Source organism: Lysobacter sp. 1R34A, assembly GCF_051217035.1.
In the GTDB taxonomy this organism is placed as follows: Bacteria; Pseudomonadota; Gammaproteobacteria; order Xanthomonadales; family Xanthomonadaceae; genus Lysobacter.
Window position 1 is genome coordinate 65,576 of the sequence record NZ_JBPKJP010000008.1, and the last position, 22,723, is coordinate 88,298.

Below are 22,723 nucleotides of genomic sequence, written 5' to 3' on the forward strand. Positions count from 1 at the left end.
CCCGGCGGAGGCACGCCGGCGGCTGAACACAACAAAACGTTTACGAGCGCGGCCGATCGATCCGGCTTGGCGCACCTCGGCGCTCCCCGGCGCAGCCCGACGCGTCGGGACGGCACCGCGAGGCTCGCACGCGTCGGCCGCCAGCCACGACGACCGCGCCCGGCCAGCTTATGCGCTGCGCGCGGGGCGACATGCCGCAGTGCGGATTGAAAGCGGCAGGCCGCAGGCACTAAGGTGCGACGAGATCGGCGCCGCATGCGGTCCGCCGCACCGCCACCGAGCGAGGGGAACCACCGTTTGAGCCAGCCGACGCCGCACGCGCCCGTTTCGTCCTCGCCCGCCGCCCACGCGGCCCCTGCTTCGGACGACGGACGCCCCGGCACCGTCCGCGCCGTCAGCCGCTGGCAGATCGTCGGCCTGTCGATCAACGACGTGATCGGCAGCGGCATCTATCTGCTGCCCGCGACCGCGGCCGCCCTGCTCGGCCCGGCCAGCCTGTGGGCGGTGCTGCTGGCCGGTTTCGCGGTGGCGCTGCTGGTGCTGTGCTACGCCCAGGCGGCGAGCTATTTCGACCAACCCGGCGGCGGCTATCTGTATGCCCGCGAAGCCTTCGGCCCGTTCGCCGGTTTCGAGGTCGGCTGGATGCTGCTGGTCACGCGCATCTCCACCGCAGCCTCGCTCAGCAACGGCCTGGCCGAAGCGGTCGGGCTGTTCTGGCCGGCCGCCAAGGGCGGCGTCGCGCGCGTGCTGGTGGTCGCCGGCTCGCTCGCCCTGTTGGTGCTGATCAACGTCATCGGCGTGCGCACCGCGGCGCGGGCCGGGGTCGCTCTGGCGGTCGGCAAGCTGCTGCCCTTGCTGTTGTTCGTCGCCATCGGCGCGTTCTATTTCGATGCTTCGCTGCTGTCCACGGATGCGCCGATGCCGATGGATCACCTCGGCGAGGCCGCGTTGCTGCTGCTGTTCGCCTATGCCGGCTTCGAGAACCTGCCCGCGGCCGCCGGCGAATACCGCAATCCGCGCCGCGACGTGCCGTTCGCGCTGCTGACGATGATCGTCCTGGTCACCATCATTTACTTCACCGTGCATTTGGTCGCCCTGGGCACCTTGCCGGGCATCGCCCAGTCCTCGAGCCCGCTCGCCGAGGCCGCCGCGCATTTCAGCGGCACCGGCCTGGCCCTGGTGCTGACGGTCGGCGCGGCGATCTCGATCCTCGGCACCAACAGCAATACGGTGATGATGGGCCCGCGCTATCTGCTGGCCTTGTCGAAAGACGGCTACGGGCCGCGCGCCCTGTCGGCGATCCATCCGCGTTTCCACACTCCGGCGCGTGCGGTGGTGCTGCTCGGCGTGGTCGCGCTGGCGCTGGCCCTGACCGGGTCGTTCCAGCAGCTCGCCCTGCTGTCGGTGGTGGCGCGCCTGTGCACCTACATCGGCACCGCGGTCTCGGTGCTGGTGTTGCAAAAGCGCCACGGCAAGAGCGAAGGCGCCCTGCAACTGCCGGGCGGCCCGATCATTCCGGTCGCGGCGATCGTGCTTTCGCTCGGCCTGCTCGCCAGCGCCAGCACCGCCAACCTGATCGCCGCGGCGATCGCGCTCGCGGTCGGCGCGGTGATCTACAAGTTCCGGCGCAAGCCCGAAGCCTGAGGGCGCGGCGCGGACAAAGCGCGCCCGCGACGGCTTGCCGTCGCGGCGCAACGCAACAGGCCGGTGCGTAGGCGCGCGCCGCGGCACGCAACGTGGTTTTCAACGCAGCGCTTGACCTCGACATTACTTGAGGTTCTAAGCTGCCTGCATGTTCCCCAGCCACAGACCCGCATGTCCGCCAACATCCAACTCGCGCTGATCTACGGCAGCGCGCGCGAGGGCCGTTTCTGCGACGTCGTCGCCGAATGGACCCGGCGCCATATCGACCGCCACGGCGGCTTCGACACCGTGCGCATCGATCCGGTCGACTGGCCGCTGTCCGGCCGCGTGCTGCGCCAGGACGAGGCGCAATTGCAGCAGCTGCGCCAACGCCTGCATGCCGCCGACGCCTTCGTGATCGTCACGCCCGAGTACAACCACGGTTATCCGGCGCCGCTGAAAGCGCTGATCGACGCGTGCTACGAGCCCTGGCAGGCCAAGCCGGTCGCCTTCGTCAGCTATGGCGCCAGTTCCGGCGGCCTGCGCGCGATCGAGCAACTGCGCCAGGTCTTCGCCGAGTTGCACGCGGTGACCCTGCGCGACAGCGTCAACCTGGTCAGCGCCTGGCGCCAGTTCGGTCCCGACGGCGAACTGCGCGAGCCGCTGGCCGCGGGCAAGGCCATGACCACGATGCTGTCGCGGCTGGGCTGGTGGTCGCGGGCGCTGCGCGATGCGCGTTCGGCCGCGCCGTACGAGGCCGCGGCCTGAGCGCTCAACGCAACGGCGGCGCCGGCGGCACCGGCGCGCCGTCCGGCAACTGCATGAGCTGGCGTTGCAGATCGAACAGGATCGCGGCATCGCCGGGCTGCCACTCGCGCGCTTCGTTGCCGCGGAAGCGGCGATGAAACGCGGCCAGCGCCGCGCCCGGGTCGCGCAGGTCGTAGCCGACCAGGCGCAGCGCCACCCAGGGATCGAAGCCCGGCGGCGGCTCGGCCGGCGCGGCGCGCGGCCACAGGCCGAAGCCGGCCTCGGCCAGGCGTCGCCAGGGGAACAACACGCTCGGGTCGGTCTTGCGCGTCGGCGCGAGATCGCCGTGGGCCACGATGGCATGGCGCGGAATGCCCAGGCGCCGGGTCAGATCTTCGAGCAGGCGCAGCAGGCTGTCGATCTGGGCCGGTTCGAACGGCTCGCTGCCGTCGTTGTCGAGCTCGATGCCGATCGAGGCCGAGTTGAGGTCGCTGACCGGGCCCCAACTGCCGGCGCCGGCATGCCAGGCGCGCATGCCGTCGGCGACCAGTTGATGGATGCGGCCGTCGGCGCCGATCAGATAGTGGGCGCTGACCCGTCCCTGCGAGTTTCGGGTCTGCAGGGTCAGCAGCGCGCGCTCGGCGCTTTCCATCTGGGTGTGGTGCAGCACGATCAGCTGTGCGCCGCGCTGGTTGTAGTTCGGCGAACCTTGCCATTGCGCGAGCGGGTTATGCGGCGGCGTGGTCGCGCAGGCGCCGAGGGCGAGGATCAGCGCCATGGCGCACGACTGCAGCGGACGGCGATAAGGCATGGACACGCGGTGGCGCTCGTGAGGCGATCGTTGCGCCGATGATCGCGCGAGCCGACGACTGCGGGCAATGCGCGCGGTCGCACCCGGCCTCGGCGATCGCCTGTTCATCCGCTGCCGCCCGCGCTTTGGTGACGCGTTCGCCAGTACGCGACTGCCCGGGCGCCTACAGTGGCCGCCGGCACGGGCGCTCGCTCCTGCCCCGACGACGCCGAACCAACGTGGCACGCGGCGCCGGACGATTCGCCACGACGATTCGCTACGACAGGAGAATCACCCATGAAGCGCAAAGGTTTCGGGTTCCTCGCCGCATTCGCCTTGGCCGCGTTCGGCTTCGGTTTCGGCATCGCCCAGGCGGCCTCGTCGGCGCCCGCCGACCAGGCTCTGTGCAGCTACAAGATTTGCCAGGACCGCTGCGGCGGGCTGCCGGGCTGGTACCCGGGCAACGGCGAACCCTGCCGCTGCTGCGACTGATCCGCTGCAGCGATGACGCGGCCGCCTGCCGCGCGGGCCGATCTGCGCGGCAGGTCACTGGCCGCGGCGATTACATCGTCGGCCGGCCCTGCTGGCGCAGCAGCTCCGGGTCCTGGCCCCGGGCTTCCTGTTCCTTGCGGCGCTGCGACGCGGTCTTGCACACGCGCTCGACCCGGTTGCTGCCGATCGGCCGCACGCGCTCGCAGATCAGTTTCTCTTCTACGCCGCGCGCGGCCTGCGCGATCCAGGCCAGATCGCTGTGCGCGCTTTCGCGTTCGCTTTCGCTGAGATCTTCGTAACGGCGGCCTTCGAGCAGCTTGACCAAGCGCTCCTGGCGCGTCGCCAGTTCGCGGCGGGCATTCGCATCGAGTCCGCCGTAGGCGCCCTTGCCGGCCTCGACCTCGGCGCGAATCTGCTTTTGCTGCTCCAGCACGCCCTGAACTTCGAACGGTGCCCGGTCGGGCGACGCCGTGGCCGTCGCGCAGGCCGCGGCCAGAATCAAGGTCGATAGAATCTTTCGCATGGTCCCTTATGCCTCGTCGATTGCGGCGCGAACGCCGCGGCGTCGAACCGTCCGGTTCGCTCGCCTGTCGTGGATGGTCGGTGCCGGCCCCATCGCAATCGACGACCGGCGTCCCGATCCTAATCGGGACGCCGGGCACACTCCATAGACTTTCGACCTAGGCGCTTGTCCTAATCGGGCGGTTGGTTCAACGGTCCGCGCCCGCTCAGGGCTTCAGCCAGTTGTTCGACACCGCCAGCATCGACAACAGCTTGACGCTGTCGCCGTAGTAGTCGCTGGGGCCGCTGGAGACGGTATAGCTCCACAGCTTGTCGAGCCAGGCCTGGCCATCGGGGTCGACGGTCGCGGCGACCGCGAACGGCGCGGTGAAGAACATGCTGTTGTAGTTCTCGACCACCTGGCCGTCGAGGCGATAGCCGCTGCGCACGCGGTAGGGGTCGTTGCCGGCCTTGACCCGGATCCACTGGCTCAGCTTGCGCGCGGCGCTGCGCGAACGGCTGTCGCCGCTGACCGCGGCGTCGATGCCGATCCGCCACGGCACCCGTCCGGCGTTCCAGGAGTAGTAGCCGTCGGTATCGGCCTCGAGGAAATTCGCCGGCGCCGGCTTCGCGGTCGTGTTGGTGTTGACGATGAAGTCCGGCACCAGGCCGGTGTTCGGCGCGTAACTGCCCTGCATCGTCGACAGCAACGTCTGGTGCGCGCCCAGCACGCCAGTCCAGTAGCTGTCGCCGAGCTTACTGGCGAACGAGCGGAAGTGGCCGAGCATCCAGTCCGAGCTGCGGGTGGCGTAGTAGTGTTTCGGCGTATCGGTGCCGACCCAGTCGCCCAGGTTGACCAGCCTGGTGGTCGGATTGACGTTGCTGCGGCGGATCGCGGCGATCACCCGGCGCGCCTCGGCGGCGTAATTGATCGCCCCGCCCGAGCCCCACTGCGCATCGGCCAGCAGCAGCGCATAGGCGATGTCGAGGTCGCCGTCGGTGGCCGAGTCCGGGTCGAGGATGTTCTGGCAACTGGCGTTCTGGGCCCAGGCCAGCAGATCGCTGTCGTTGGAGCTGGGGTGGCCGCGGTTGTAGCGGTGCAGGCCGTCGAACAAGGCCTGCGCCTGCGGGTCCTCGCCGGCCATCATCACCGTGATCAGCATCCCGTAGCCCTGCCCTTCCGAGACCACGTAGGCGCCGTCGCCGGTGTCGGCCTTGACCCGGTATTCGCCGGCCTTGCAGGCGGGGACGAGGTAGCGCTGCTTCCAGGTGCGATAGAACGACGCGGTGGACTGATCGGCGGCGGCGCGGCCGACGCTCGGGCTGAGGGTACCGCTGGCGTAGGCCTGGCGGTGGCTGCCGAACGGAAAGTTGGGCGCGGCCGTGGCCGACAGCGCGGCGGTGGCAGCGACGACTAGGGCGAGCGATTGCAGACAGCGCCGCAACAAGGGGCGGCGCGGCGTCTTCGTGTGCACTGACATGGGACGTCTCCGAAGGTGAGGAACCAAGGTCTGGCGGGCGCCGCGCGCACTTCGCCATTCGCCGCTCCGATGGGCCGGCGCGGCGTGGCTGTATTCGATGAGCGGGTCGAGTGCGGCGTGGCGGCGTGGCGCGTCCGCCGATGCGCGTTGCACCGCGCCGGACGCACGACGAGGCTAGCGCGCAGCGCGGCGCAGCATTCGTTCAGACGTGACCGCGCGCGTGAATACGGCGGGCCGCCTTCGCAGATAGACGATGGTCGTAGGCCTAGAGATAACTCAGCCAGCGATCGCGCCTTCGCGCCTTGACCCCGGCGAACCAGCGCGACAGCGGGTACAGCGCCGCCAGCACGCCCAGCCACACCGCGAACACCGCCGGCAGGCTCAATCCCCAACCCGATTCGGCGATGCGCCCGGGATTGCCGAGAATGCCGACGAACACCGTCGCGGGAATACCCCTGACGACGCCGATCAGCAAGGCCAGGCCATGCACGAGATAGATATGCAGCAGGTAAGTGAACAACGGGGTGCGGCCGAACGCGAGCAACATGCGCCGCAGCCGCCCCGGGCCATGCTCCAGCGCCAACATCAGCAGCAGCGACACGCCGAGCGTAACCAGGGCATACAGCAGCGAAGGCGGGTACTTGGACACGTTGAGGAAGGCCATCGCATCGAACACCGGATCGTCCTGGCGTTGCCACGGCGAGGGATCGCCGAAGCCGGTGCCGGCGCGCAGCAGCGCGAACGCCGCCAGCATCGCCAGGGCGAGCGCGGCGATGGCGCGGCGTCGGTGCGGTGCATCGAGCAGGAACAGCGGGCCGAGGCCATAGCCGAGACAGAGGATGCCGACCCAGGGCAAGGCCGGATAGGCGACGAAACCTTCGATGCCGGGCACCGCGCCGGGCCGCATAGCCAAGGTCCACAGCGGCGCCAGCGCGCCCCAGCGGCTGGCATCGAACCCGGCGAGCAACCCATGTCCGGCGACGATGGCGATGCCGAGCGCAAGCACCGCCGTGCGCGGCAGCCAGATCAGCGCCGCCATCGCCAGCATGCCGACGCCGATCGCCCAGATCACCTGCAGGAACAGGAACGGCCAGGCGAAGTTGAAACCGAACACGATCACGGTCAGCTCCAGCCCGATCAGCCACAGCCCGCGACTGAGCAGGAACCGCGACTGCGCCGGCCGCGGATAGCCGCCGGCTTGCTGCAGGAAGATCGATACGCCGGCCAGCAGGACGAAACTCGGCGCGCACAGGTGGGTGATCCAGCGCGTCGCGAACAACAGCGGCGTGGTCCTGGCCAGGTCGGTCGGGTTGAACGCGAACGCCTGCCAATGGAAGTAGTCGCGGACGTGGTCGAGCACCATCAATGCGATCACCAGCCCGCGCAACGCGTCGACCATGTCCAGGCGCGCTGCGCCCGGGCGGGTCAGTCCGGGGGCGGGCGGGAGCGGATCGGACGAGAGCGGCTCGGACGAGAGCAGCATCGACGATAGCGGATCGGCCCCGGGCCGATCCGGTGCAGCGACGGTAGACGGCGTGCTCGGCATGGCGGCGGCTTCCGATGGCCCGGCCCGAGCATAGCGCTTGCGCGGCCGCCTCCGCGCTACTCACCCGCGCCGGGCCGGTACGGGCCGGCCTACTCCTTGCGGATGGCGTGGCCGCCGAACTCGTTGCGCATCGCCGCCAGCAGTTTGTCGGCGAAGGAATCCTTCTCGCGCGAGCGCAGCCGTTCGAGCAGCGAAGCGGTGATCACCGGCGCGGAAACGTTGAGATCGATCGCTTCGGCGACGGTCCAGCGGCCTTCGCCGGAGTCCTCGACGTAGGGCGCGATGCCGTCGAGCGCGGGGTTCTTGGCCAGCGCATCCGAACTCAGGTCGAGCAGCCACGAACGCACCACGCTGCCGTGCCGCCAGATCTCGGCGATCTGGTGCAGGTCCAGGCCGAACTCGTCCTTGCGCCCCATGATCGCGAAGCCCTCGGCATAGGCCTGCATCAGGCCGTACTCGATGCCGTTGTGGACCATCTTAGTGAAGTGGCCGGCGCCGCTCGGCCCGACCCGGCCCCAGCCGCGATCGGCCGCCGGCGCCAGGCTCTCGAAGATCGGGCGCAGCCGCTCGACCGCGGCCTCGTCGCCGCCGATCATCAGGCTATAGCCTTCCTTCAGGCCCCACACGCCGCCGCTGGTGCCCGAGTCGACATAGTGCAGGCCGCGCTCGGCGAGTTGCGCGGCGCGGCGCATGGTGTCCTTGTAGTTGGAGTTGCCGCCGTCGACGATCACGTCGCCCGCGGCGAGCAGCGGCAGCAGTTCGGCCAGGGTCGCGTCGACCACCGCGCCGGCCGGCACCATCAGCCAGACCGTGCGCGGCGCCGGCAGCGCGGCGACCAGTTCGCGCAGGGACGCGGTCGCTTCGACGCCGCGTGCCGCGGCCTGTTCGCGCGCGGCCGGGGTCGGGTCGAAGCCGACCAGCCGATGGCCGCCGCGTACCAGCCGTTCGGCCATGTTGGCGCCCATGCGCCCCAGACCGACCATGCCCAGATCCATGCTGTCTCCTTTGTCTTGTCCGACGGTATGTTCGAACCGCCGCCGAGTGCGGCGATCGGGTGAGGACCAATGCGCGATCACGTCGGCGCCATTGTCCCTTGTGTTCTGGAAATCGAGTGTGATCGCCTCCGAGATGGTCGCGGTCCCGCAGGCCGCAATCGCAGCCCGCGCAACGCATCGATCCAATGCCGGCCTGTTCGTTTGTCGGAAACGATCGCCTCCGGCCCGGCCCGCCTGCGAAAACGCTCAGTCCCTCGCCTTGGCCCGCTCGCGCATCTGCATCGCCTCGAACACCGCGATCGCCGGGGCGCTCGGCTGGTCGACCGGGATGTCGTGCGAGCTGTTTTCGATGACGACCCGCTTGCCCAGGCGGGTGGTGCCGATCAGGGCGGTATGGGTCTGCTCGCGGGCCGCGATCAACGACTGCTGGTCTTTCGGCGATGCGCCCGGATACGGGCGGTCCGCGCTCAACACCAGCACCGGCTTGCCGTCGTGGCGTTCGCTCTTCGGCACCGGCGCGTCGTACAGCGCGCCGCGGTGTTCCGAGGCCGAGATCAATCCGGCCCAGAACGCCGGCTTGGAACGCCAGGCCAGGATCGCCGCGTTCAAGCGCGCGCTGTAGTTCGGGTTCGGCCCGCGCAGGCAGGACTTGAGTTCGGCCGGCGGCGTAGCGCTGAGCCGGCCCTCGCGCGCGCCCTGCTCGCAGCTGCGGTACATCGCCAGCATCTTCGGCGCGATCTCGGCTTCGCGCCGGGCGTAACCGGGGGAAAACTCGGCGACGTTCTGGACCGGGGGATCGATCAGCACCAGCGCCGCGACCTGCCTGGGATGACGCTCGTCGAAGCGGCGCACCACCTGGCTGCCGTAGGAATGGCCGATCAGGATCAGCGGGGTGTCGAGATCGGCGGCCTCGATCAGGGCATGCAGGTCGGCGACGTCGGCATCGAGATCGCGCGGCAGCGGGCCGGGGTCGCTGTAGCCGACACCGGCGCGGTCGTAGGCGCACACGCGGTTGCGTTCGGCGATCAGCGGCTGCGCCTTGGCCCAGGACAGGGAGTCGGCGGCGAACCCGGCTTCCAGCAACACCGTCGGCTCGCCCCGCCCGCTGCAGCGCAGATTCAGATGGCGGCCTTTGCCGATATCGACTCGCTGCGCCGGCCCGGCATAGGCATCGAGGTCGGGAACCGCTTTCGTGGCCGCGGCGGGCGCCGGCGCATCGGCCGCACCGGCGGCGCAGGCCGCCGTCATCAGCAGCACCGCCGCCAGCCTGCCGCAGGTCTTGCCCGGACTGCTCATAACCGCCTCGCCTTCGGTCAATGAAGCGGCGATGGTAAGCAGGAGTGCGCTGTAGCGAGAGGGAGGCCGGCGAGGCCGAGACAGATGCGATTCAGTTCCGCGCCGCACAGCGGTCTGTCTCGAAGTGGGCCCCATCCGGAGGTCCGCAAAATTTTTTCGCGAGCGTGTCGATCCGGCCGGCGCCGGCACGTCGTCATTACAAGAGCGCCCAGGCATCGGCCGGTCGCGCTTTGCCGATAACGACAGCCATCCCATAACGACAGCTTTCCCCATAACGACATTCGACAGGAGAGACCGCCATGCGCTTCATGATGCTGATGATTCCCAAAGGTTACGAATCCGCCGCCCCCGGCACCCTGCCAAGCGCCGAAGCGGTCGAGGCAATGATGGCCTACAACCGCGAACTGCAGCAGGCCGGCGTGTTGATCGCGCTCGACGGGCTGCATCCGCCGTCGATGGGCGCGCGGGTCAGCTTCGCCGGCGGCAAGCCGAAGATCACCGACGGCCCGTTCCCGGAGGCCAAGGAAGTGCTGGGCGGCTACTGGATGATCGAAGTCGCCTCGCGCGAAGAGGCCATCGCCTGGGCCGCACGCTGCCCGGGCTCGGACAACGAGGTCATCGAGGTGCGCCAGGTCCAGGAGATGGAAGACTTCCCGGCCGACGTGCAGCGGGCCGCCGCAGGTTTCGAACAACTGCACAATCGCGCGCCCTGAGCCCGCCCCTTCGCCCCAGCCAGGACACGCCCATGTTCAGGATCGTCCTGCTCGCCATCGCTGCGATTCTCGTCGCGCTCGCGATCGCGATCGCCTTGCAGCCCTCGCAGTTCCGCGTCGCCCGCAGCATCGCGATCGACGCGCCCCCGGCCGCGGCCTTCGCTCAGGTCGAGGACTTCCGCCGCTGGACGGCGTGGTCGCCGTTCGAAAAGCTCGACCCCAAGATGCAGCGCAGTGACCAAGGCCCGGCGCTGGGCGTGGTCGCGGTCTACGACTGGGTCGGCGACAAGACAGAGGTCACCTGGCCGATGAGCGGCGAGCGCAATTTCATGTTCAAGGCGTTCGGCTTGTTCACGAGCATCGACAAGAGGCTGGGCGCGCACTTCGAGGACGGCCTCGCGCAACTCAAGGCCATAGCCGAACGCCGGCCGCTCGGCTGAGCCGATACGGCCGGGCCGACTTCAGCGAAGGCCGCCGCGATGCGGCCTTCGACGCAGGACCGGTCAGGCGACTTCGCGGCCCGCCCCGGCCTGCCAGATCAGATACCAGTCTTCGGCGCCGAGTTCGATCGACAGCGCCGCGACCGCATCGCGCAGGCCCTGCACCCGGCCGCTGCCGGTGATCGGCCACGGCCGCGACGGATGCCGCAGCAACCAGGCGTAGGCCATCGTCGCGGCCGAGGCGCCGTAGCGTTCGCCGAGCGCGGTCAATACCTCGTGGACGCGCACGGCCTGGGCATCGCCCTGGCCGAACAGGCGGCCGCCGCCGAGCGGCGACCAGATCATCGGCCGCATCCCCAGGGTCTGGCACTGGTCGAGCGTGCCGTCGTCGAGCGCCGCCAGGTGCAGCGGCGACAGTTCGATCTGGTGGGTCGCCAGCGAATGCCGCGAATGCAGCAGCGCCAGTTGCGAAGGCGAATGATTGGACACGCCGACCTGCAGCACCTTGCCGTCCGCCTTGAGCTCGTCGAAACAACGGCCGAGCGCGTCGGCGTCCATCAACAGGTCGGGGCGATGGATCAACAGCAGGTCGAGACGATCGGTGCGCAGCGCGCGCAGCGAATTTTCGACCGAAGCGACCACGTGCGCGGGCGAGGTGTCGTAGGACTTGACCCGGTGCGAAGGGCGCCGCGCCGACGTCAGCCGGATCCCGCACTTGCTGACGATCTGGATGCGTTCGCGCAATCCGGGACTCGCCGCCAGGGCTTCGCCGAACAGGGCTTCGACGCCGTAATCGCCGTAGATGTCGGCGTGGTCGAAGCTGGTGATGCCGAGGTCCAGCGCCGCGCCGATCCAGTGCAGGCGTTGCTGGACGTCGAAGTTCCACTCGGCCATGCGCCAGGCGCCGGCGACGATCGGAGACAGGAACGGAACCGGAGGGGACATAAGGCGGGCCGTAGTCGAAAGATCCCAGTCTAGGGTCTCGCCCGCGAGCGCAGAAGCCCGTCCGCCACGAGATCAGGCCGGCTCGCGCTCGGCCAGTTCGCCGGCGCGCGCGTGGACCGCGTCGAACACCGCTTCCAGGCCCGGGTGCACGCCGCGCACGCCGGCGACAACCTGCGCCGACCAATCGAAATACGCCTGCTTGCGTTGCGCCGGCCAGTCCGCCGGCGGCTGCGCGAGCAGGTCGCGCAGGTTGCAGATCTTGTCGGCCAGCTTGATCAGCCGGGCCTCGCGCGACAGATGCGGCGCGTGCTCGATCTGCAGGCGCTTGCGCTCGGCCTTCGGCAGCGACTTGTCGTCGCTGACTTCCAGCACGATCGCGGCGACGCGCGCGCCGAACAACGCTTCGATTTCGTCCGCGCCGGTCTCGGTGTCCTCGACCGTGTCGTGCAGCAAGGCCGCGCACAGGACCGTGGTGTCGTCGATGTCCCCTTCGTTGGCCAGCACATCGGCCAGGGCGATGGGGTGGTTGATGTAGGGCGAGGCCTCGGCGTCGCGGCGGCGCTGGTGGCGATGGCGCTCGGCCGCGAACGCGGCGGCGCGGATCAACAAGCCATGGATCGTCTTCATGAACTGCTCCCTGCAGGCCCCCGTCCAGCGGTTCGCGCCACGCAGCATCGGCTGCGCGGCGAGTATCGGAGAGGGGGGATGGCGACGGGTCGTCCGCGGGCTGCGAACCGGCACGGCCGCTACGGCCATTATAGACCGCTACGGCCGCGACAGACCGGCGGCTTGCTCTCGACTGGCCGCCGGCCTGAGGGTGTTTATCCGGCCGCGACCGCGGCGAGCGCCTCGATCTCGAACAGCATGCCGTCCAGAGCCAGCCTCGGCACCGGAATCAGGGTGCAGGTCGGTCGATGTTCGCTGCCGAACGCCGCGGCCAGTTCGGCGCCGAACGTATGCAGGCGGGCCTCGCTGTGATCGACGATCAATACGGTCAGCTTGACCACGTCCGACGGCGACGCGCCGGCCGAGGCCAATGCGGTGACCAGGTTGTGCATGGCCTGGCGCACCTGCGCCTGGAAGTCGTCGGCGAGCGCACCGTCGGCGGTCTCGCCGCCCTGGCCGGCGACGAACACCCAGCGCACCGCGCCGGCGACTTCGGCCACGTGCGAGTAACCGTTGGGGGCGGGATCGTAAAGGCCGGCCGGGTTGCTGAGGACCAGGGCAGGCTTCGGGTTTGCAGCGTTCATTGCGGTTCCTTCGAGGTGGGGTTGATGAGCTGCGGTCGGCCCCCGCCATATTCAATCCATGGATCGATGCGTTGGATCGATTCGCTATCGCTGTCCCGTCGATTCACCGCATCGGCTTGTGACATCGCAGGCCGGTTGCCGCACGGCTTATCGCGGCAATGCGACCATTCCCTCAAGCTGCGAAGCAAATCCCCTCGCCTACCGGTTTAAAGGGAACCGCGTATCGGTATTGCGAGTTCGGCCGCTTTAGGGGATCCATCGCCGCCAACGCAAGCCGCACTCCAACCGCCAATTCATGGCCTATCGCCGATGGCCAGTTCGAAGCCTTCGTCGAGCCAACCGGTGATGCCGCCGCTCATCAGCTTTACCGCCAGGCCGAGCTCGGCGAGCCGGAGCGCCCCGCGCGCCGCGCCGTTGCAATGCGGCCCGGCGCAATAGACGACGTAGAGGGTCGAAGGCGGATAAGCGCTCATCTTCGAAGCGATGATCTTGCGGTGCGGCAGGCTGATCGCGCCCGGCAGATGGCCCTGGGCATAAAGCTGGGGGCTGCGCGTATCGATCAGGACGAAACCCGGCTCCCCCGACTGCAGGGCCTCGTGGGTATCCCAGCAATCGGTTTCGAAGGCGAACTGGGCCTGGAAGTGCCGCAAGGCCTGTTCGGGCGCCGCGGCGGGAATTTCGGTGACGGCGTTGCGCATGATGGGTTCCTGGATCGGGCTGAGCCGGCGGAGGGCCGATGCGCCATTGTCGGCGTGGCCCACGCCGCGCACTATTGGCAGGAATGCCAAGCATCGATCAGATTATGCCGAAGTCGAAACCCCGTTCCGCAGCGCCCAACCCACGCGTCGCCGTGCTCGCTTACGAGGGTCTGTGCGCGTTCGAATTTTCCTGCGCCGCCGAGGTGTTCGGCCTGGCGCGGCCCGAGCTCGGCGCGGACTGGTACCGGTTCGAGACCTGCGCCGCGCAACGCCGCCCCCTGCGCGGCCAATACGGCCTGAGGATTTCCGCCGACGCCGGGCTCGATCGGCTGGTCCGGGCCGGCACCGTCGTCATCCCGGGCTGGAGTTCGATCGATGCGCCGGTGCCGCCCCGCATCGCCGATGCGCTGCGCGAGGCGCATGCGCGCGGCGCGCGTTTGCTGTCGATCTGCTCGGGCGCGTTCGCGCTCGCCGCGACCGGTCTGCTCGACGGACGCCGCGCGACCACCCACTGGCGCTACGTCGACGCGTTGCGCGCACGCTATCCGCGCATCCGCGTCGATCCCAACGCCCTGTACGTCGACGAAGGCACGCTGCTGACCTCGGCCGGCAGCGCCGCCGGCCTGGACCTGTGCCTGCACCTGGTGCGCCGCGACTGGGGCGCGAAGGTCGCCAATCACGTCGCCCGGCGTCTGGTGATCCCGCCGCACCGTGAAGGCGGCCAAGCGCAGTACATCGACCGCCCGATCGAGCCCGAGGCCGGCAACGCGCTCTCGCCCTTGCTCGAGCGCATGCGCAGGCAACTCGCCGAACCGCTGCCGGTAGCGGTGCTCGCCGGCATGGCCGCGATGAGCGAGCGCAACTTCATGCGCCGTTTCAAGCAGAGCACCGGCACGACCCCGGCCGACTGGCTGATCCAGGCCCGCGTCGACCGCGCGCGCGAACTGCTCGAAACCACGAGCCTGGCGATCGACCGCATCGCCGGCCGCACCGGCTTCGGCAGCGCCATCACCATGCGCCATCACTTCCGTCGCAAGCTCGGGCTGAGCCCGCGCGATTACCGCGAACGTTTCGCCCGCGACGCGGCATCGGCCACCCGTCGCTAACTCGCCCGCGCCAGCCGAGCCGCGCGTTGCATCTGATCAGCGGCCGCGACGCATCCGGTCAATGATCCGCCGGGTGCGCCTGGATCTGCCGGGACAAGCCCTGCTCGAACGCCCGGCCCGCTTCCAGGCGGCGATCGATCTCGGCCATCGGGAGCCAGCGCCCCTGGGCGAATACGCCGGCGATCTTGGCGACGTTGTGGATGTCGGCCAGCGGGTCGGCATCGAGCAAGACGAGGTTGGCGCGTCCGCCTTCGCGCACGGCGCCGCTGCCGGCCTGGGGGTCGAACAGACGGTGCGCGTTGATCGAGGCCGCGCGCAGCACCTCGATCGGGCGCAGGCCGATCTCGCGCAGCTCGATCATTTCCTGCTGCACCGACACGCCGAAGACCAGGCCCGGCAACGAAGCATCGGTGCCGACCGTCAACGGCACGCCGCGCTTCCACAGCTGCCGGGTCAGAACGCGGGCGAAATCGTAGCCGGCCGAGAAGGTATCGGCGCCGTCCTGATCGCGAAAAGCCTGGCTCAGGTAACGGTTGGCCGGCGGCGTCCAGTCGAGCCGGGTGACCGGATCGACGCGCATCGCCCAATCGCCGGGCACCGGCGGCACCGCGCGCTGCACGTACATGCCGACGATGGTCTTGAGCGTCACCAGGGTCGGCGTGACCGCGATCTTGCGCTCGGCGACCGCATCGGCCAGGGCCTCGAGATCGCGCGGCGACAGATCGCTGCCGATGCGCGCGAAACGGGTCAGCTCTTCGCTGTGGGCGATGTTGTCCATCGGGTGGGCGAAAGCGAAGTCGCGATCGGCGCAGCTCGCGCAGCCCAGTTCCGGCAGATGGCCGGTGGTGATCATGCCCTGCCGCCGGGCTTCCTCGACGACCGCGCGATAGGTCTGGCGATTGAGGAACTGATACGGCTTGATGAAATCGTAGCCGCGTTCGCGCGCTTGGCGCACCGCCGCGGCGCCGTCGGCCGCGGTGGTCGGCGCGTCCGGCTTCGACGCCGGCACTGCGGCCGCCGGCTGCGGCGCGACCGCCGCGCGCGGGCCGTTGATGCGCTTGCCCACGTACAACTGCGGGCCGGCGATGCGCCCGGCGGCGATCTCCTCGCGCAGCCACAGCAAGTCCTCGTCGCTGCGCGCGCCGCCGCCGAGGTTGGCCGCGCCGGTCACCCCGGCCTTGAGGAAAGCGAGCATTACCTGGCGGTCGTACTCGTGCGCCTGGCCCAGCTCGAGCGCGGCGATCGCCGGGTTCTTGCTGTCGCGGATCGCGCCCTCGGTGGCGATGTGCACGTGCGCATCGACGAAACCCGGCACCAGGTACTTGCCGCGTCCGTCGATCACGGTCGCGCCACGCACTTTCGCCTTCGCGCCCGGCGCGAGGATCCGCACGATGCGGCCGTCGCGGATCAGCACGCTGCGGTGCGGCAGCACTTCGTCGGTATCGGCCGGGATCACGGTGACGTCGGACACCAGCCAAGCGCCGGCCGCCTGAGTCGGAACCGCGGCGGTCGCGCCGGTTTGGGACGCCTGCGATGGTTGCGCGGCGCCCAAGGTCAACGCCAACAGGTAAGCGATCATGCCGATTCCTTGCTCGTGTTCGTGCCGATGGCCTTCGAAGAAGGTTGGGGGCGCACGCGGACCGGCCCCGTCCACGCCCAGCCACAGATGCGCGAACCGGCGCCAGGGTTGAAAGCGCGCGGCGCCGGCAGGCGCGCCCGCATCCGCAAGGTCTCGCCCCGCCTGCGGCGAAGCCCAGGCCGGCGCGCTCGGCTATCCTCGCATCCGTAGCGCGTCTTTCGTAGCGTTTTCCTTGGGTATCGTTCACTTGAGTACCGTGTACTCGGGTGCCGTTTTCTCCGCACCGTCTTCTCCGGCAACAGGTTCCGCCATGCAGCACGTCATGCTCCCGTTCCATCGCCGCGCATATGCCGCCCCGACCCTGCGGGCCGTAGCGTGAAAGACAAGATCGTCGTCTTCACCGGCGCCGGCGTCAGCGCCGAGAGCGGGCTCAAGACCTTCCGCGACATGGGCGGGCTGTGGCACGAATACCGCCTCGAAGACGTCGCCTCGCCGCAGGCCTGGCAACGCGACCCGGCCACCGTGCTGCGCTTCTACAACGAACGCCGCAAGGGCGTGCTCGCAGCGCGGCCGAACGCCGCCCACCTCGCCATCGCCCGGCTCGAAGAAAAGTACGAAGTCGTGGTGATCACCCAGAACATCGACGACCTGCACGAACGCGCCGGCTCGTCGATGGTGATCCACGTGCACGGGGAAATCCTCAAGGCGCGCAACACCGTCGCGCCGGAGCGGATCTATCCCTTGAAGCGTCCGGTGATCGAACTCGGCGACCTGTGCGAGCGCGGCAGCCAGTTGCGCCCCGACGTGGTCTGGTTCGGCGAAGCCGTGCGCCACATGGACGAGGCCGAGGCGCATTTCTCGACCGCGGCCAAGGTGCTGGCGATCGGCACCTCGCTGAGCGTCTATCCGGCCGCCGGCCTGGTCGCCTACGCCCCGTTCTCGGCCGAGCGCTGCTTCGTCTCGCCGGAACTGCAGGAGGTGCCGCGCGGCTATCGTTTCCTGCAAGGCACCGCGACCGCGGTGGTGCCGCCGCTGGTCGAGCAGTGGCTGCGCTGAACGCGACTCGATAACCCACCCGGCGGGGAATCTCGACCGCTCACGCAGAACCTGCGCCGGCGTATGGATTCGCTGCGCGCGACCTTCTAGACTCGCTGAATGCGCGTCTCCCTACTCGCCGAACGCAGCATCTCCGCCATGCCCGAGGCGGTGTTCGCGCTGGCCCTGGACCCTGAGCGCTTCCCGGCCTTGTTCGAAGGCCACGGCCCGATTCCGGGCCTGCGCCGCATCACCCCCTTGGCGGCGTCCGCGGTCGGCAGCATGCGCAGCCTGGAAAACCAGGACGGCTCGCGCCTGATGGAGCGCATCACCGCGTTCGATCCGCCGCATCGTCATGCCTATACCTTGAGCGGGTTCCGCGGGCCGATGGCCTGGCTCGCGCGCGAGGCCCATGCCGACTGGCGCTTCGACGACGACTCCGCCGGCGATCCCGCCGTCGCAGCGTCGTCGACCCGGGTGCGGTGGCGCTACGACTTCGAACTGACCCACCCCCTGGCCTGGGTGTTCGCCTGGCCCCTGCTGCGGGGTTTCATGCACGCGGCGATGCGGCAATGCCTGGAGCGCATGGCCGAGTCCCTGGAAGCCGCGTGGCGGCGGGAGCGCGATTGATGCAGGAGTGGATACTGCTGGCGATGGCGCCGGTCTTCCTGTCGCTGATCGGCCTCGAGGCCTGGTATTGGCGCAAGCGCCGGCCCGAACAGTACAGCCTGCGCGACACCCTTTCGAACGCGGCCCTGGCCTTGATGCACCAGGCCAGCGACGCGATCGCCTGGCTGCTGGTGATCGGCCTGTATTACGCGGTCTATGCCCATCGCCTGTTCGAACTGCCGCCGGCCTCGTGGTGGACCATCGCCGCCCTGTTCGTCGCCCAGGATTTCTTCTACTACTGGTTCCACCGCAGCAGCCATCGCGTGCGCTGGCTGTGGGCCTCGCACGTCACCCACCATTCCTCCGAACGGCTGAACCTGTCGACCGCGTTCCGGCAAAGCCTGACCTACCCGATTTCCGGGATGTGGCTGTTCTGGCTGCCGCTGGCCTGGATCGGCTTCGAGCCGCGCCACATCGTGGCGGTGGTCGCGATCAACCTGGGCTTCCAGTTCTTCGTGCACACCCAGGCGGTCGGCAAGCTGGGCTGGTTCGAGAAGGTCTTCAACACGCCCTCGCATCACCGCGTCCACCATGCGCGCAACCCGCAGTACATCGACCGCAACTACGCCGGCGTGCTGATCGTCTGGGACAAGCTGTTCGGTACCTACACCGAAGAAGACGCGGACGTGCCCTGCGAGTACGGCATCGTCGGCCAGGTCCGCGGGCACAACCCGATCCGGCTGACCTTCCACGAATGGATCGCGATGTTCGGCGACGCCTGGCGCGCGCGCGGCCTGCGCGGAGTGTTCGGACAGTTGTTCGGGCCACCGGAGCGGGCGCTGTCGCATACCCACCCGCGCGACTGATGCGCCCTCGATTCGCGCCCTTCAACGGCCGCCGGGCGACAACCCGAAATAAGCATAGGCCGCCGACACCGCCAGCCCGAGCCAGGCCTGTCCGTGAGTGGTCAGCACCGGCAGCGCTTTGGGGTGGTACAGCCCGACCATGAAGGCGGTCAGTCCGGCGCCGATCCATACCAGCACGAACAGCACCGACACGATGGTGACGGTGCGCACCGCGCCGACCGAGGCGTCGGAGTCCAGCACGCGCGCGCCGGGCGCCTCGCCCGGCTTGGCGACCGCCAGTTCGGCGATGACCAGCGCCGATACCAGGCCGCCGATCACCGAAAAGGCCTGGGCCATGCCGTCGTTGAAGACGCTGCAGTTGGCGGCGCCGCCGCAGCTCACCACTTCCACCGCCACGGTGATCAGATGCACGTAGACGCCGAGCAGGATCACCGAGATCAGACCGCCGAAGATCTTCTGCATGGACTCGCTCCTGCTCGGATGCCGCGGTGGCGGCCGGGACGACAGGAGAGCGCACGCAGAACGCTAGCGCCACCGCCGCGCGCGACGGCGACCGAGGCTACGGCCGCCCGCTCACGCACTCCCCTGTCCGGCGCGGCGACCGCCGCGCCTACCTGAGCGAACGCAGCCGCGATGCGGCGCAGGCCACGCGGGGCGACGCGCCTGCGCTCAGTCGTGGGTGTCGCCCGACAGCGGCGTGGCGCGCATCGACGGGCGTCGCTCGAAAGCGTCGAACCATTCGACCAGGCGCGGACGCCCTTCGCGGAAATCCGGCAGTTGGCGGAACTCCAGCCAGCTCAGTGCGGTGGCCACCGCGATATGGCCGACATGGACCGGCGCCTCGGCGTCGAGCTGCCGCTCCAGCCAGTCGTAGCTCTCGATCAGCTTTTCGGTGTAGCCCTCGCGCAAGGCCGGGTAACGCAGGGCCTCCGGGCGGCGCACGGTTTCCCAGCGCACCTTGATGCCGGCATCGGCCAGGCCTTGCGCGACCGCCTGCAGGCGCAGCGCATGCCAGCGCGCCTCGCCCTGCGCGGGAATCAGCGGCCGGCCGCCGTGCAAGGTGTCGAGATAGGCGCAGATGATGTCGGAATCGAAGATCGCCGGCTCGCCGGCGCGGATCAGCACCGGCACCTTGCCGAGCGGGTTTTGCGCGTACACCGCTTCGTTGCGCAGGGTCGGGCTGGTCTCGTGATGCACGACCTCGATGCGCGCGGCCAGCCCGGCTTCGTGAGCGAACACCAGGGCCTTGCGCGCGTACGGCGAGTGGGTCTGATACAGCAATTGCATGGCGGGACCTTTGTGGGGAGAAGGGCGAACCGGTGCGCCGGCGCTCATGCCTGCTTGCCGGCATCGTGCAACAGGCAGGCGACCGCCGCCGTGATCCGGCGCGCGGTCGGCAGGTGCAGGAATTCGTTCGGGCCGTGCGCGTTGGATTGCGGCCCGAGCACGCCGGTGACCACGAATTGCACCCGCGGGTAACGTTCGCCGAGCATGGCCAGGAACGGAATCCCGCCGCCTCCGCCGATCAGGGCGCTGGCGCGGCCGAAGGCCTGCAGCGAGGCGCGTTCGAGGCTGGCTTCGAGCCAGGGCGCGACCGCCGGCGCATGCCAGCCCGGGCTGGCGAAATCGATCGCGAACGAGACCTCGCTGCGGTACGGCGGCTCGGCTTCGAGCAGGGTTTTCAAGCGCTGGCCCGCCGCCACCGGGTCGAGCGTCGGCGGCAGGCGCAGGCTGAGTTTGAGCGCGGTGAACGGCTGCATCACCGCTGCGGCCTGGACCACCGCGGGCAGGCCGTCGAGCCCGGTGACCGCCAATTGCGCGCGCCACGCGCGGTTGAGGACCAACTCGGCCGGCGCCTCGCTCACGGCCCGGGTGCCGCGATGGAACGGAAAACTGTCGATGAGCGCTTGCCCCAAGGCCGTTGCGGCGGTCCCGGCCTGAGTTCGGCGCGCCGGCGGGATCTCGGCCTGGAAATCGGCGACGACCTCGCCGCTGTCGGCGTCTTCGAGTCGCGACAACAGGCGCCGCGCGATCCGGAAACTCGACGGCACGATCCCGGAGGCGTCGCCGGAATGCACGCCTTCGTCGAGCACGCGCACGCTCAAGGTGCCGGCGACCTGTCCGCGCAAGGACGTCGTCGTCCACAACTGTTCGTAATTGCCGCAGCCGGCGTCGAGCGCGACGATCAGGCCCGGCTCGCCCAGGCGCGGGGCGAGATGCTCGATGTAGGCCGGCAGGTCGACGCTGCTGGATTCCTCGCTGGCTTCGATCAGCAGGCTGCAGCGCGGATGGCCCAGACCTTGCGCGCGCAGTCCCAGCACTGCGGCGATCGCCGCGAACAGGGCATAGCCGTCGTCGGCGCCGCCGCGTCCGTACAGGCGCTCGCCTTCCAGGCTCGGCGTCCAGGCGCTGCGGCCGGCGGCCCACCCGCTCATCGGCGGTTGCTTGTCGAGGTGGCCGTAGATCAGCGCTGGCGCACCACCGCTGCCGCTGGCCGGGATATCGATGAAGATCAGCGGGGTGCGCCCGGGCAGGCGCAGCGCCTCGACGCTGGCGCCCGGCACTGCGGCGAGGCGCTCGCGTGCCCAGCCCGTCATCAGTTCGACCGCGCGGTGCATGTGGCCGTGCGCGTCCCAGTCCGGGTCGAAGGCCGGCGACTCGCAGGCAATGGCGATGTAGTCGCACAGCGCCGGCACGATCTCGGCCTGCCAGATACGATCGACGAATTGCTGCAGCTTCGGGAAATCCATGGGGTCGCCTCGGGATGAGCCGAAATCCTAGCCGCGCGGCCCTGCGCTTTCGCCGCGATCGGCGCGCGCCGCTTGCGGTTTTTCCGCGCACTCGCCCACTAAGATGCCGGGACCATGAAACTCGACCGATTCGACCGCCAACTGCTCAACCTGGTCCAGGAAGACGCCGGGCAGACCGCCGAGCAACTCGCCGAACAGGTCGCGCTGTCGCCGTCGGCGATCCAGCGCCGGCTGCGGCGCATGCGCGAGCAAGGCGTGATCGTGCGCCAGGCGGCGGTGGTCGACCCCAGGCAGGTCGGCAAGCCGACCTTCTTCATCGTCGCCTTGCAGGTCGAGCGCGAGCGACCCGAGCTGCTGGCGCAGTTGCGCCGCTGGCTGAGCGAACAAGAGCAGGTGCAACAAGTCTTCTACGTCACCGGCGAAGCCGACTTCGTGCTGGTGGTGACCGCGCCGGACACCGAAAGCTACGACGCGCTGATGATCCGCATGGTCGGCGACAACCCGAACATCAAGCGCTTCACCACCAATGTCGCGCTGAGCCTGGTCAAGCGCGGCCTGAGCATTCCGGTCGCGCTCGACGACGAATGAACGCCGCGCGCCCCGGCGCGGATGCGCGGTTTGGCCGCGGCGCATCGGGCCGGATCGCGGCGCAACGGCGCACCGCCGCCACCACACTGGCGCCATGACCTCTCCCTGGCTGATCGACCCGGCGCAACTGTGGCCGGACTACCGCCCGACCCGTTTGCTCGCGCTGCCGGCGCTGGCCCACCGTTGCGGCGTCGCCGGCGTCTACGCCAAGGCCGAGAACGAACGGCCGCTCGGCAACTTCAAATCGCTCGGCGGCATGACCGCCGGCCTGCGCGCCCTCGCCCGCGCCACCGGCGCCGATTCGCTCGAGGCGCTGCAACGGCACTGCCGGCACAGCCCCGCGCCGATGACCCTGATCTGCGCCAGCGACGGCAACCACGGCCTGGCCGTCGCCGCCGCCGCGCAGTGTGTCGGCGCCCGCGCCACGGTCTATCTGCCGGCGGCGGTAGACGAATCCCGCGCCGCGCGCATCGCCGCGCTCGGCGGCGTCATCGCGCGCATCGACGGCAGCTACGACGCCGCCGTGCTCGCCGCGGCGGCGGCAGCCTCCCGCGGCGATGGCGTACTGGTCGCCGACACCGCCAGCGACCCCGGCGATGTCGTGGTCGCCGACGTCATGGCCGGCTATGGCCTGCTCGCCCGCGAGCTCGCCGGGCAGTGGCCCGGCGACGCG

Annotated in this window: 25 protein-coding genes; 11 read left to right on the forward strand and 14 right to left on the reverse strand. The window is 69.6% G+C overall.

All coding sequences use genetic code 11. The annotated features are described in order from the left end of the window. Nucleotides 1-408 precede the first annotated feature (408 nt). Complete coding sequence (locus tag ACSAMQ_RS04600; protein WP_435394537.1) at nt 409-1,644, forward strand: APC family permease; 1,236 nt, start codon at nt 409-411, stop codon at nt 1,642-1,644. Nucleotides 1,645-1,815: 171 nt separating this feature from the next. Further along, nucleotides 1,816-2,391 (forward strand): NADPH-dependent FMN reductase, encoded by a 576-nt coding sequence (locus ACSAMQ_RS04605; protein ID WP_435394513.1) that lies wholly within the window; start codon nt 1,816-1,818, stop codon nt 2,389-2,391. A gap of 4 nt (nt 2,392-2,395) precedes the next feature. On the opposite strand, the gene ACSAMQ_RS04610 is transcribed toward ACSAMQ_RS04605, so the two are convergent. After that, a complete protein-coding gene (locus ACSAMQ_RS04610) occupies nt 2,396-3,181 on the reverse strand; it encodes an N-acetylmuramoyl-L-alanine amidase (protein ID WP_435394538.1) in 786 nt (261 codons plus the stop codon). 276 nt (nt 3,182-3,457) lie between these two features. Between ACSAMQ_RS04610 and ACSAMQ_RS04615 the strand changes: the two genes are divergently transcribed. Next, nucleotides 3,458-3,652 (forward strand): hypothetical protein, encoded by a 195-nt coding sequence (locus ACSAMQ_RS04615; protein ID WP_435394514.1) that lies wholly within the window; start codon nt 3,458-3,460, stop codon nt 3,650-3,652. 70 nt (nt 3,653-3,722) lie between these two features. Here ACSAMQ_RS04615 and ACSAMQ_RS04620 read toward each other — a convergent pair whose 3' ends face one another. From ACSAMQ_RS04620 to ACSAMQ_RS04640, 5 genes are all read right to left on the reverse strand, one after another. Beyond that, a complete protein-coding gene (locus ACSAMQ_RS04620; protein ID WP_435394515.1) occupies nt 3,723-4,175 on the reverse strand; it encodes a hypothetical protein in 453 nt (150 codons plus the stop codon). 205 nt (nt 4,176-4,380) lie between these two features. Beyond that, on the reverse strand, nt 4,381-5,634 hold the full coding sequence (locus ACSAMQ_RS04625; RefSeq protein WP_435394516.1) for a glycosyl hydrolase family 8: 1,254 nt from the start codon (nt 5,632-5,634) through the stop codon (nt 4,381-4,383). Between the two features lie 265 nt (nt 5,635-5,899). After that, nucleotides 5,900-7,033: a DUF1624 domain-containing protein gene (locus tag ACSAMQ_RS04630; protein ID WP_435394517.1), complete on the reverse strand. Its 1,134-nt coding sequence runs from the start codon at nt 7,031-7,033 to the stop codon at nt 5,900-5,902. 236 nt (nt 7,034-7,269) lie between these two features. Continuing rightward, nucleotides 7,270-8,175 carry a phosphogluconate dehydrogenase (NAD(+)-dependent, decarboxylating) gene (gnd, locus tag ACSAMQ_RS04635; protein WP_435394518.1) on the reverse strand — a complete coding sequence of 302 codons (906 nt, stop codon included), beginning with the start codon at nt 8,173-8,175 and terminating at the stop codon, nt 7,270-7,272. 246 nt (nt 8,176-8,421) lie between these two features. Then, nucleotides 8,422-9,471 (reverse strand): alpha/beta fold hydrolase, encoded by a 1,050-nt coding sequence (locus tag ACSAMQ_RS04640; RefSeq protein ID WP_435394519.1) that lies wholly within the window; start codon nt 9,469-9,471, stop codon nt 8,422-8,424. Nucleotides 9,472-9,770: 299 nt separating this feature from the next. Here ACSAMQ_RS04640 and ACSAMQ_RS04645 point away from each other — a divergent pair, with 299 nt between their 5' ends. After that, nucleotides 9,771-10,184: a YciI family protein gene (locus tag ACSAMQ_RS04645; RefSeq protein WP_435394520.1), complete on the forward strand. Its 414-nt coding sequence runs from the start codon at nt 9,771-9,773 to the stop codon at nt 10,182-10,184. 32 nt (nt 10,185-10,216) lie between these two features. After that, the gene (locus ACSAMQ_RS04650) at nt 10,217-10,624 is read left to right on the forward strand and encodes a hypothetical protein (protein ID WP_435394521.1); all 408 of its coding nucleotides are present in this window, start codon (nt 10,217-10,219) and stop codon (nt 10,622-10,624) included. 63 nt (nt 10,625-10,687) lie between these two features. Here ACSAMQ_RS04650 and ACSAMQ_RS04655 read toward each other — a convergent pair whose 3' ends face one another. From ACSAMQ_RS04655 to ACSAMQ_RS04670, 4 genes are all read right to left on the reverse strand, one after another. Next, nucleotides 10,688-11,569 carry an aldo/keto reductase gene (locus ACSAMQ_RS04655; protein WP_435394522.1) on the reverse strand — a complete coding sequence of 294 codons (882 nt, stop codon included), beginning with the start codon at nt 11,567-11,569 and terminating at the stop codon, nt 10,688-10,690. A 72-nt stretch (nt 11,570-11,641) separates the two neighbouring features. Further along, nucleotides 11,642-12,196, reverse strand: a complete 555-nt coding sequence (locus tag ACSAMQ_RS04660; protein ID WP_435394523.1) for an HD domain-containing protein — start codon at nt 12,194-12,196, stop codon at nt 11,642-11,644. 194 nt (nt 12,197-12,390) lie between these two features. Continuing rightward, nucleotides 12,391-12,819 carry a RidA family protein gene (locus ACSAMQ_RS04665; protein ID WP_435394524.1) on the reverse strand — a complete coding sequence of 143 codons (429 nt, stop codon included), beginning with the start codon at nt 12,817-12,819 and terminating at the stop codon, nt 12,391-12,393. A 293-nt stretch (nt 12,820-13,112) separates the two neighbouring features. Beyond that, the gene (locus tag ACSAMQ_RS04670; RefSeq protein ID WP_435394525.1) at nt 13,113-13,517 is read right to left on the reverse strand and encodes a rhodanese-like domain-containing protein; all 405 of its coding nucleotides are present in this window, start codon (nt 13,515-13,517) and stop codon (nt 13,113-13,115) included. A 104-nt stretch (nt 13,518-13,621) separates the two neighbouring features. Between ACSAMQ_RS04670 and ftrA the strand changes: the two genes are divergently transcribed. After that, nucleotides 13,622-14,623: a transcriptional regulator FtrA gene (gene ftrA, locus ACSAMQ_RS04675; RefSeq protein WP_435394526.1), complete on the forward strand. Its 1,002-nt coding sequence runs from the start codon at nt 13,622-13,624 to the stop codon at nt 14,621-14,623. A gap of 58 nt (nt 14,624-14,681) precedes the next feature. Here the strand turns inward: ftrA and ACSAMQ_RS04680 are convergent, their stop codons facing one another. After that, on the reverse strand, nt 14,682-16,202 hold the full coding sequence (locus ACSAMQ_RS04680; RefSeq protein ID WP_435394527.1) for an amidohydrolase family protein: 1,521 nt from the start codon (nt 16,200-16,202) through the stop codon (nt 14,682-14,684). 375 nt (nt 16,203-16,577) lie between these two features. On the opposite strand from ACSAMQ_RS04680, the gene ACSAMQ_RS04685 reads away from it, so the two are divergent. The 3 genes from ACSAMQ_RS04685 (at nt 16,578) to ACSAMQ_RS04695 (ending at nt 18,712) form a co-directional block, all read left to right on the forward strand. After that, nucleotides 16,578-17,258: an SIR2 family NAD-dependent protein deacylase gene (locus ACSAMQ_RS04685; RefSeq protein WP_435394528.1), complete on the forward strand. Its 681-nt coding sequence runs from the start codon at nt 16,578-16,580 to the stop codon at nt 17,256-17,258. 99 nt (nt 17,259-17,357) lie between these two features. Next, nucleotides 17,358-17,867, forward strand: a complete 510-nt coding sequence (locus ACSAMQ_RS04690; RefSeq protein ID WP_435394529.1) for an SRPBCC family protein — start codon at nt 17,358-17,360, stop codon at nt 17,865-17,867. After that, on the forward strand, nt 17,867-18,712 hold the full coding sequence (locus ACSAMQ_RS04695; RefSeq protein ID WP_435394530.1) for a sterol desaturase family protein: 846 nt from the start codon (nt 17,867-17,869) through the stop codon (nt 18,710-18,712). Before ACSAMQ_RS04690 ends, ACSAMQ_RS04695 begins: the two co-directional genes overlap by 1 nt. 21 nt (nt 18,713-18,733) lie before the next feature. Here the strand turns inward: ACSAMQ_RS04695 and ACSAMQ_RS04700 are convergent, their stop codons facing one another. The 3 genes from ACSAMQ_RS04700 to ACSAMQ_RS04710 form a co-directional block, all read right to left on the reverse strand. Further along, nucleotides 18,734-19,174: a hypothetical protein gene (locus ACSAMQ_RS04700; RefSeq protein ID WP_435394531.1), complete on the reverse strand. Its 441-nt coding sequence runs from the start codon at nt 19,172-19,174 to the stop codon at nt 18,734-18,736. A gap of 207 nt (nt 19,175-19,381) precedes the next feature. After that, nucleotides 19,382-19,999, reverse strand: coding sequence for a glutathione S-transferase family protein (locus ACSAMQ_RS04705; protein ID WP_435394532.1), 618 nt, complete (start codon nt 19,997-19,999; stop codon nt 19,382-19,384). A 44-nt stretch (nt 20,000-20,043) separates the two neighbouring features. Then, nucleotides 20,044-21,462 (reverse strand): M20/M25/M40 family metallo-hydrolase, encoded by a 1,419-nt coding sequence (locus ACSAMQ_RS04710; protein ID WP_435394533.1) that lies wholly within the window; start codon nt 21,460-21,462, stop codon nt 20,044-20,046. A 114-nt stretch (nt 21,463-21,576) separates the two neighbouring features. On the opposite strand from ACSAMQ_RS04710, the gene ACSAMQ_RS04715 reads away from it, so the two are divergent. Next, nucleotides 21,577-22,050 carry an Lrp/AsnC family transcriptional regulator gene (locus ACSAMQ_RS04715; protein ID WP_435394534.1) on the forward strand — a complete coding sequence of 158 codons (474 nt, stop codon included), beginning with the start codon at nt 21,577-21,579 and terminating at the stop codon, nt 22,048-22,050. A gap of 94 nt (nt 22,051-22,144) precedes the next feature. Further along, nucleotides 22,145-22,723 (forward strand): pyridoxal-phosphate dependent enzyme (locus ACSAMQ_RS04720; protein WP_435394535.1); only part of this gene is annotated, 579 nt, incomplete at its 3' end.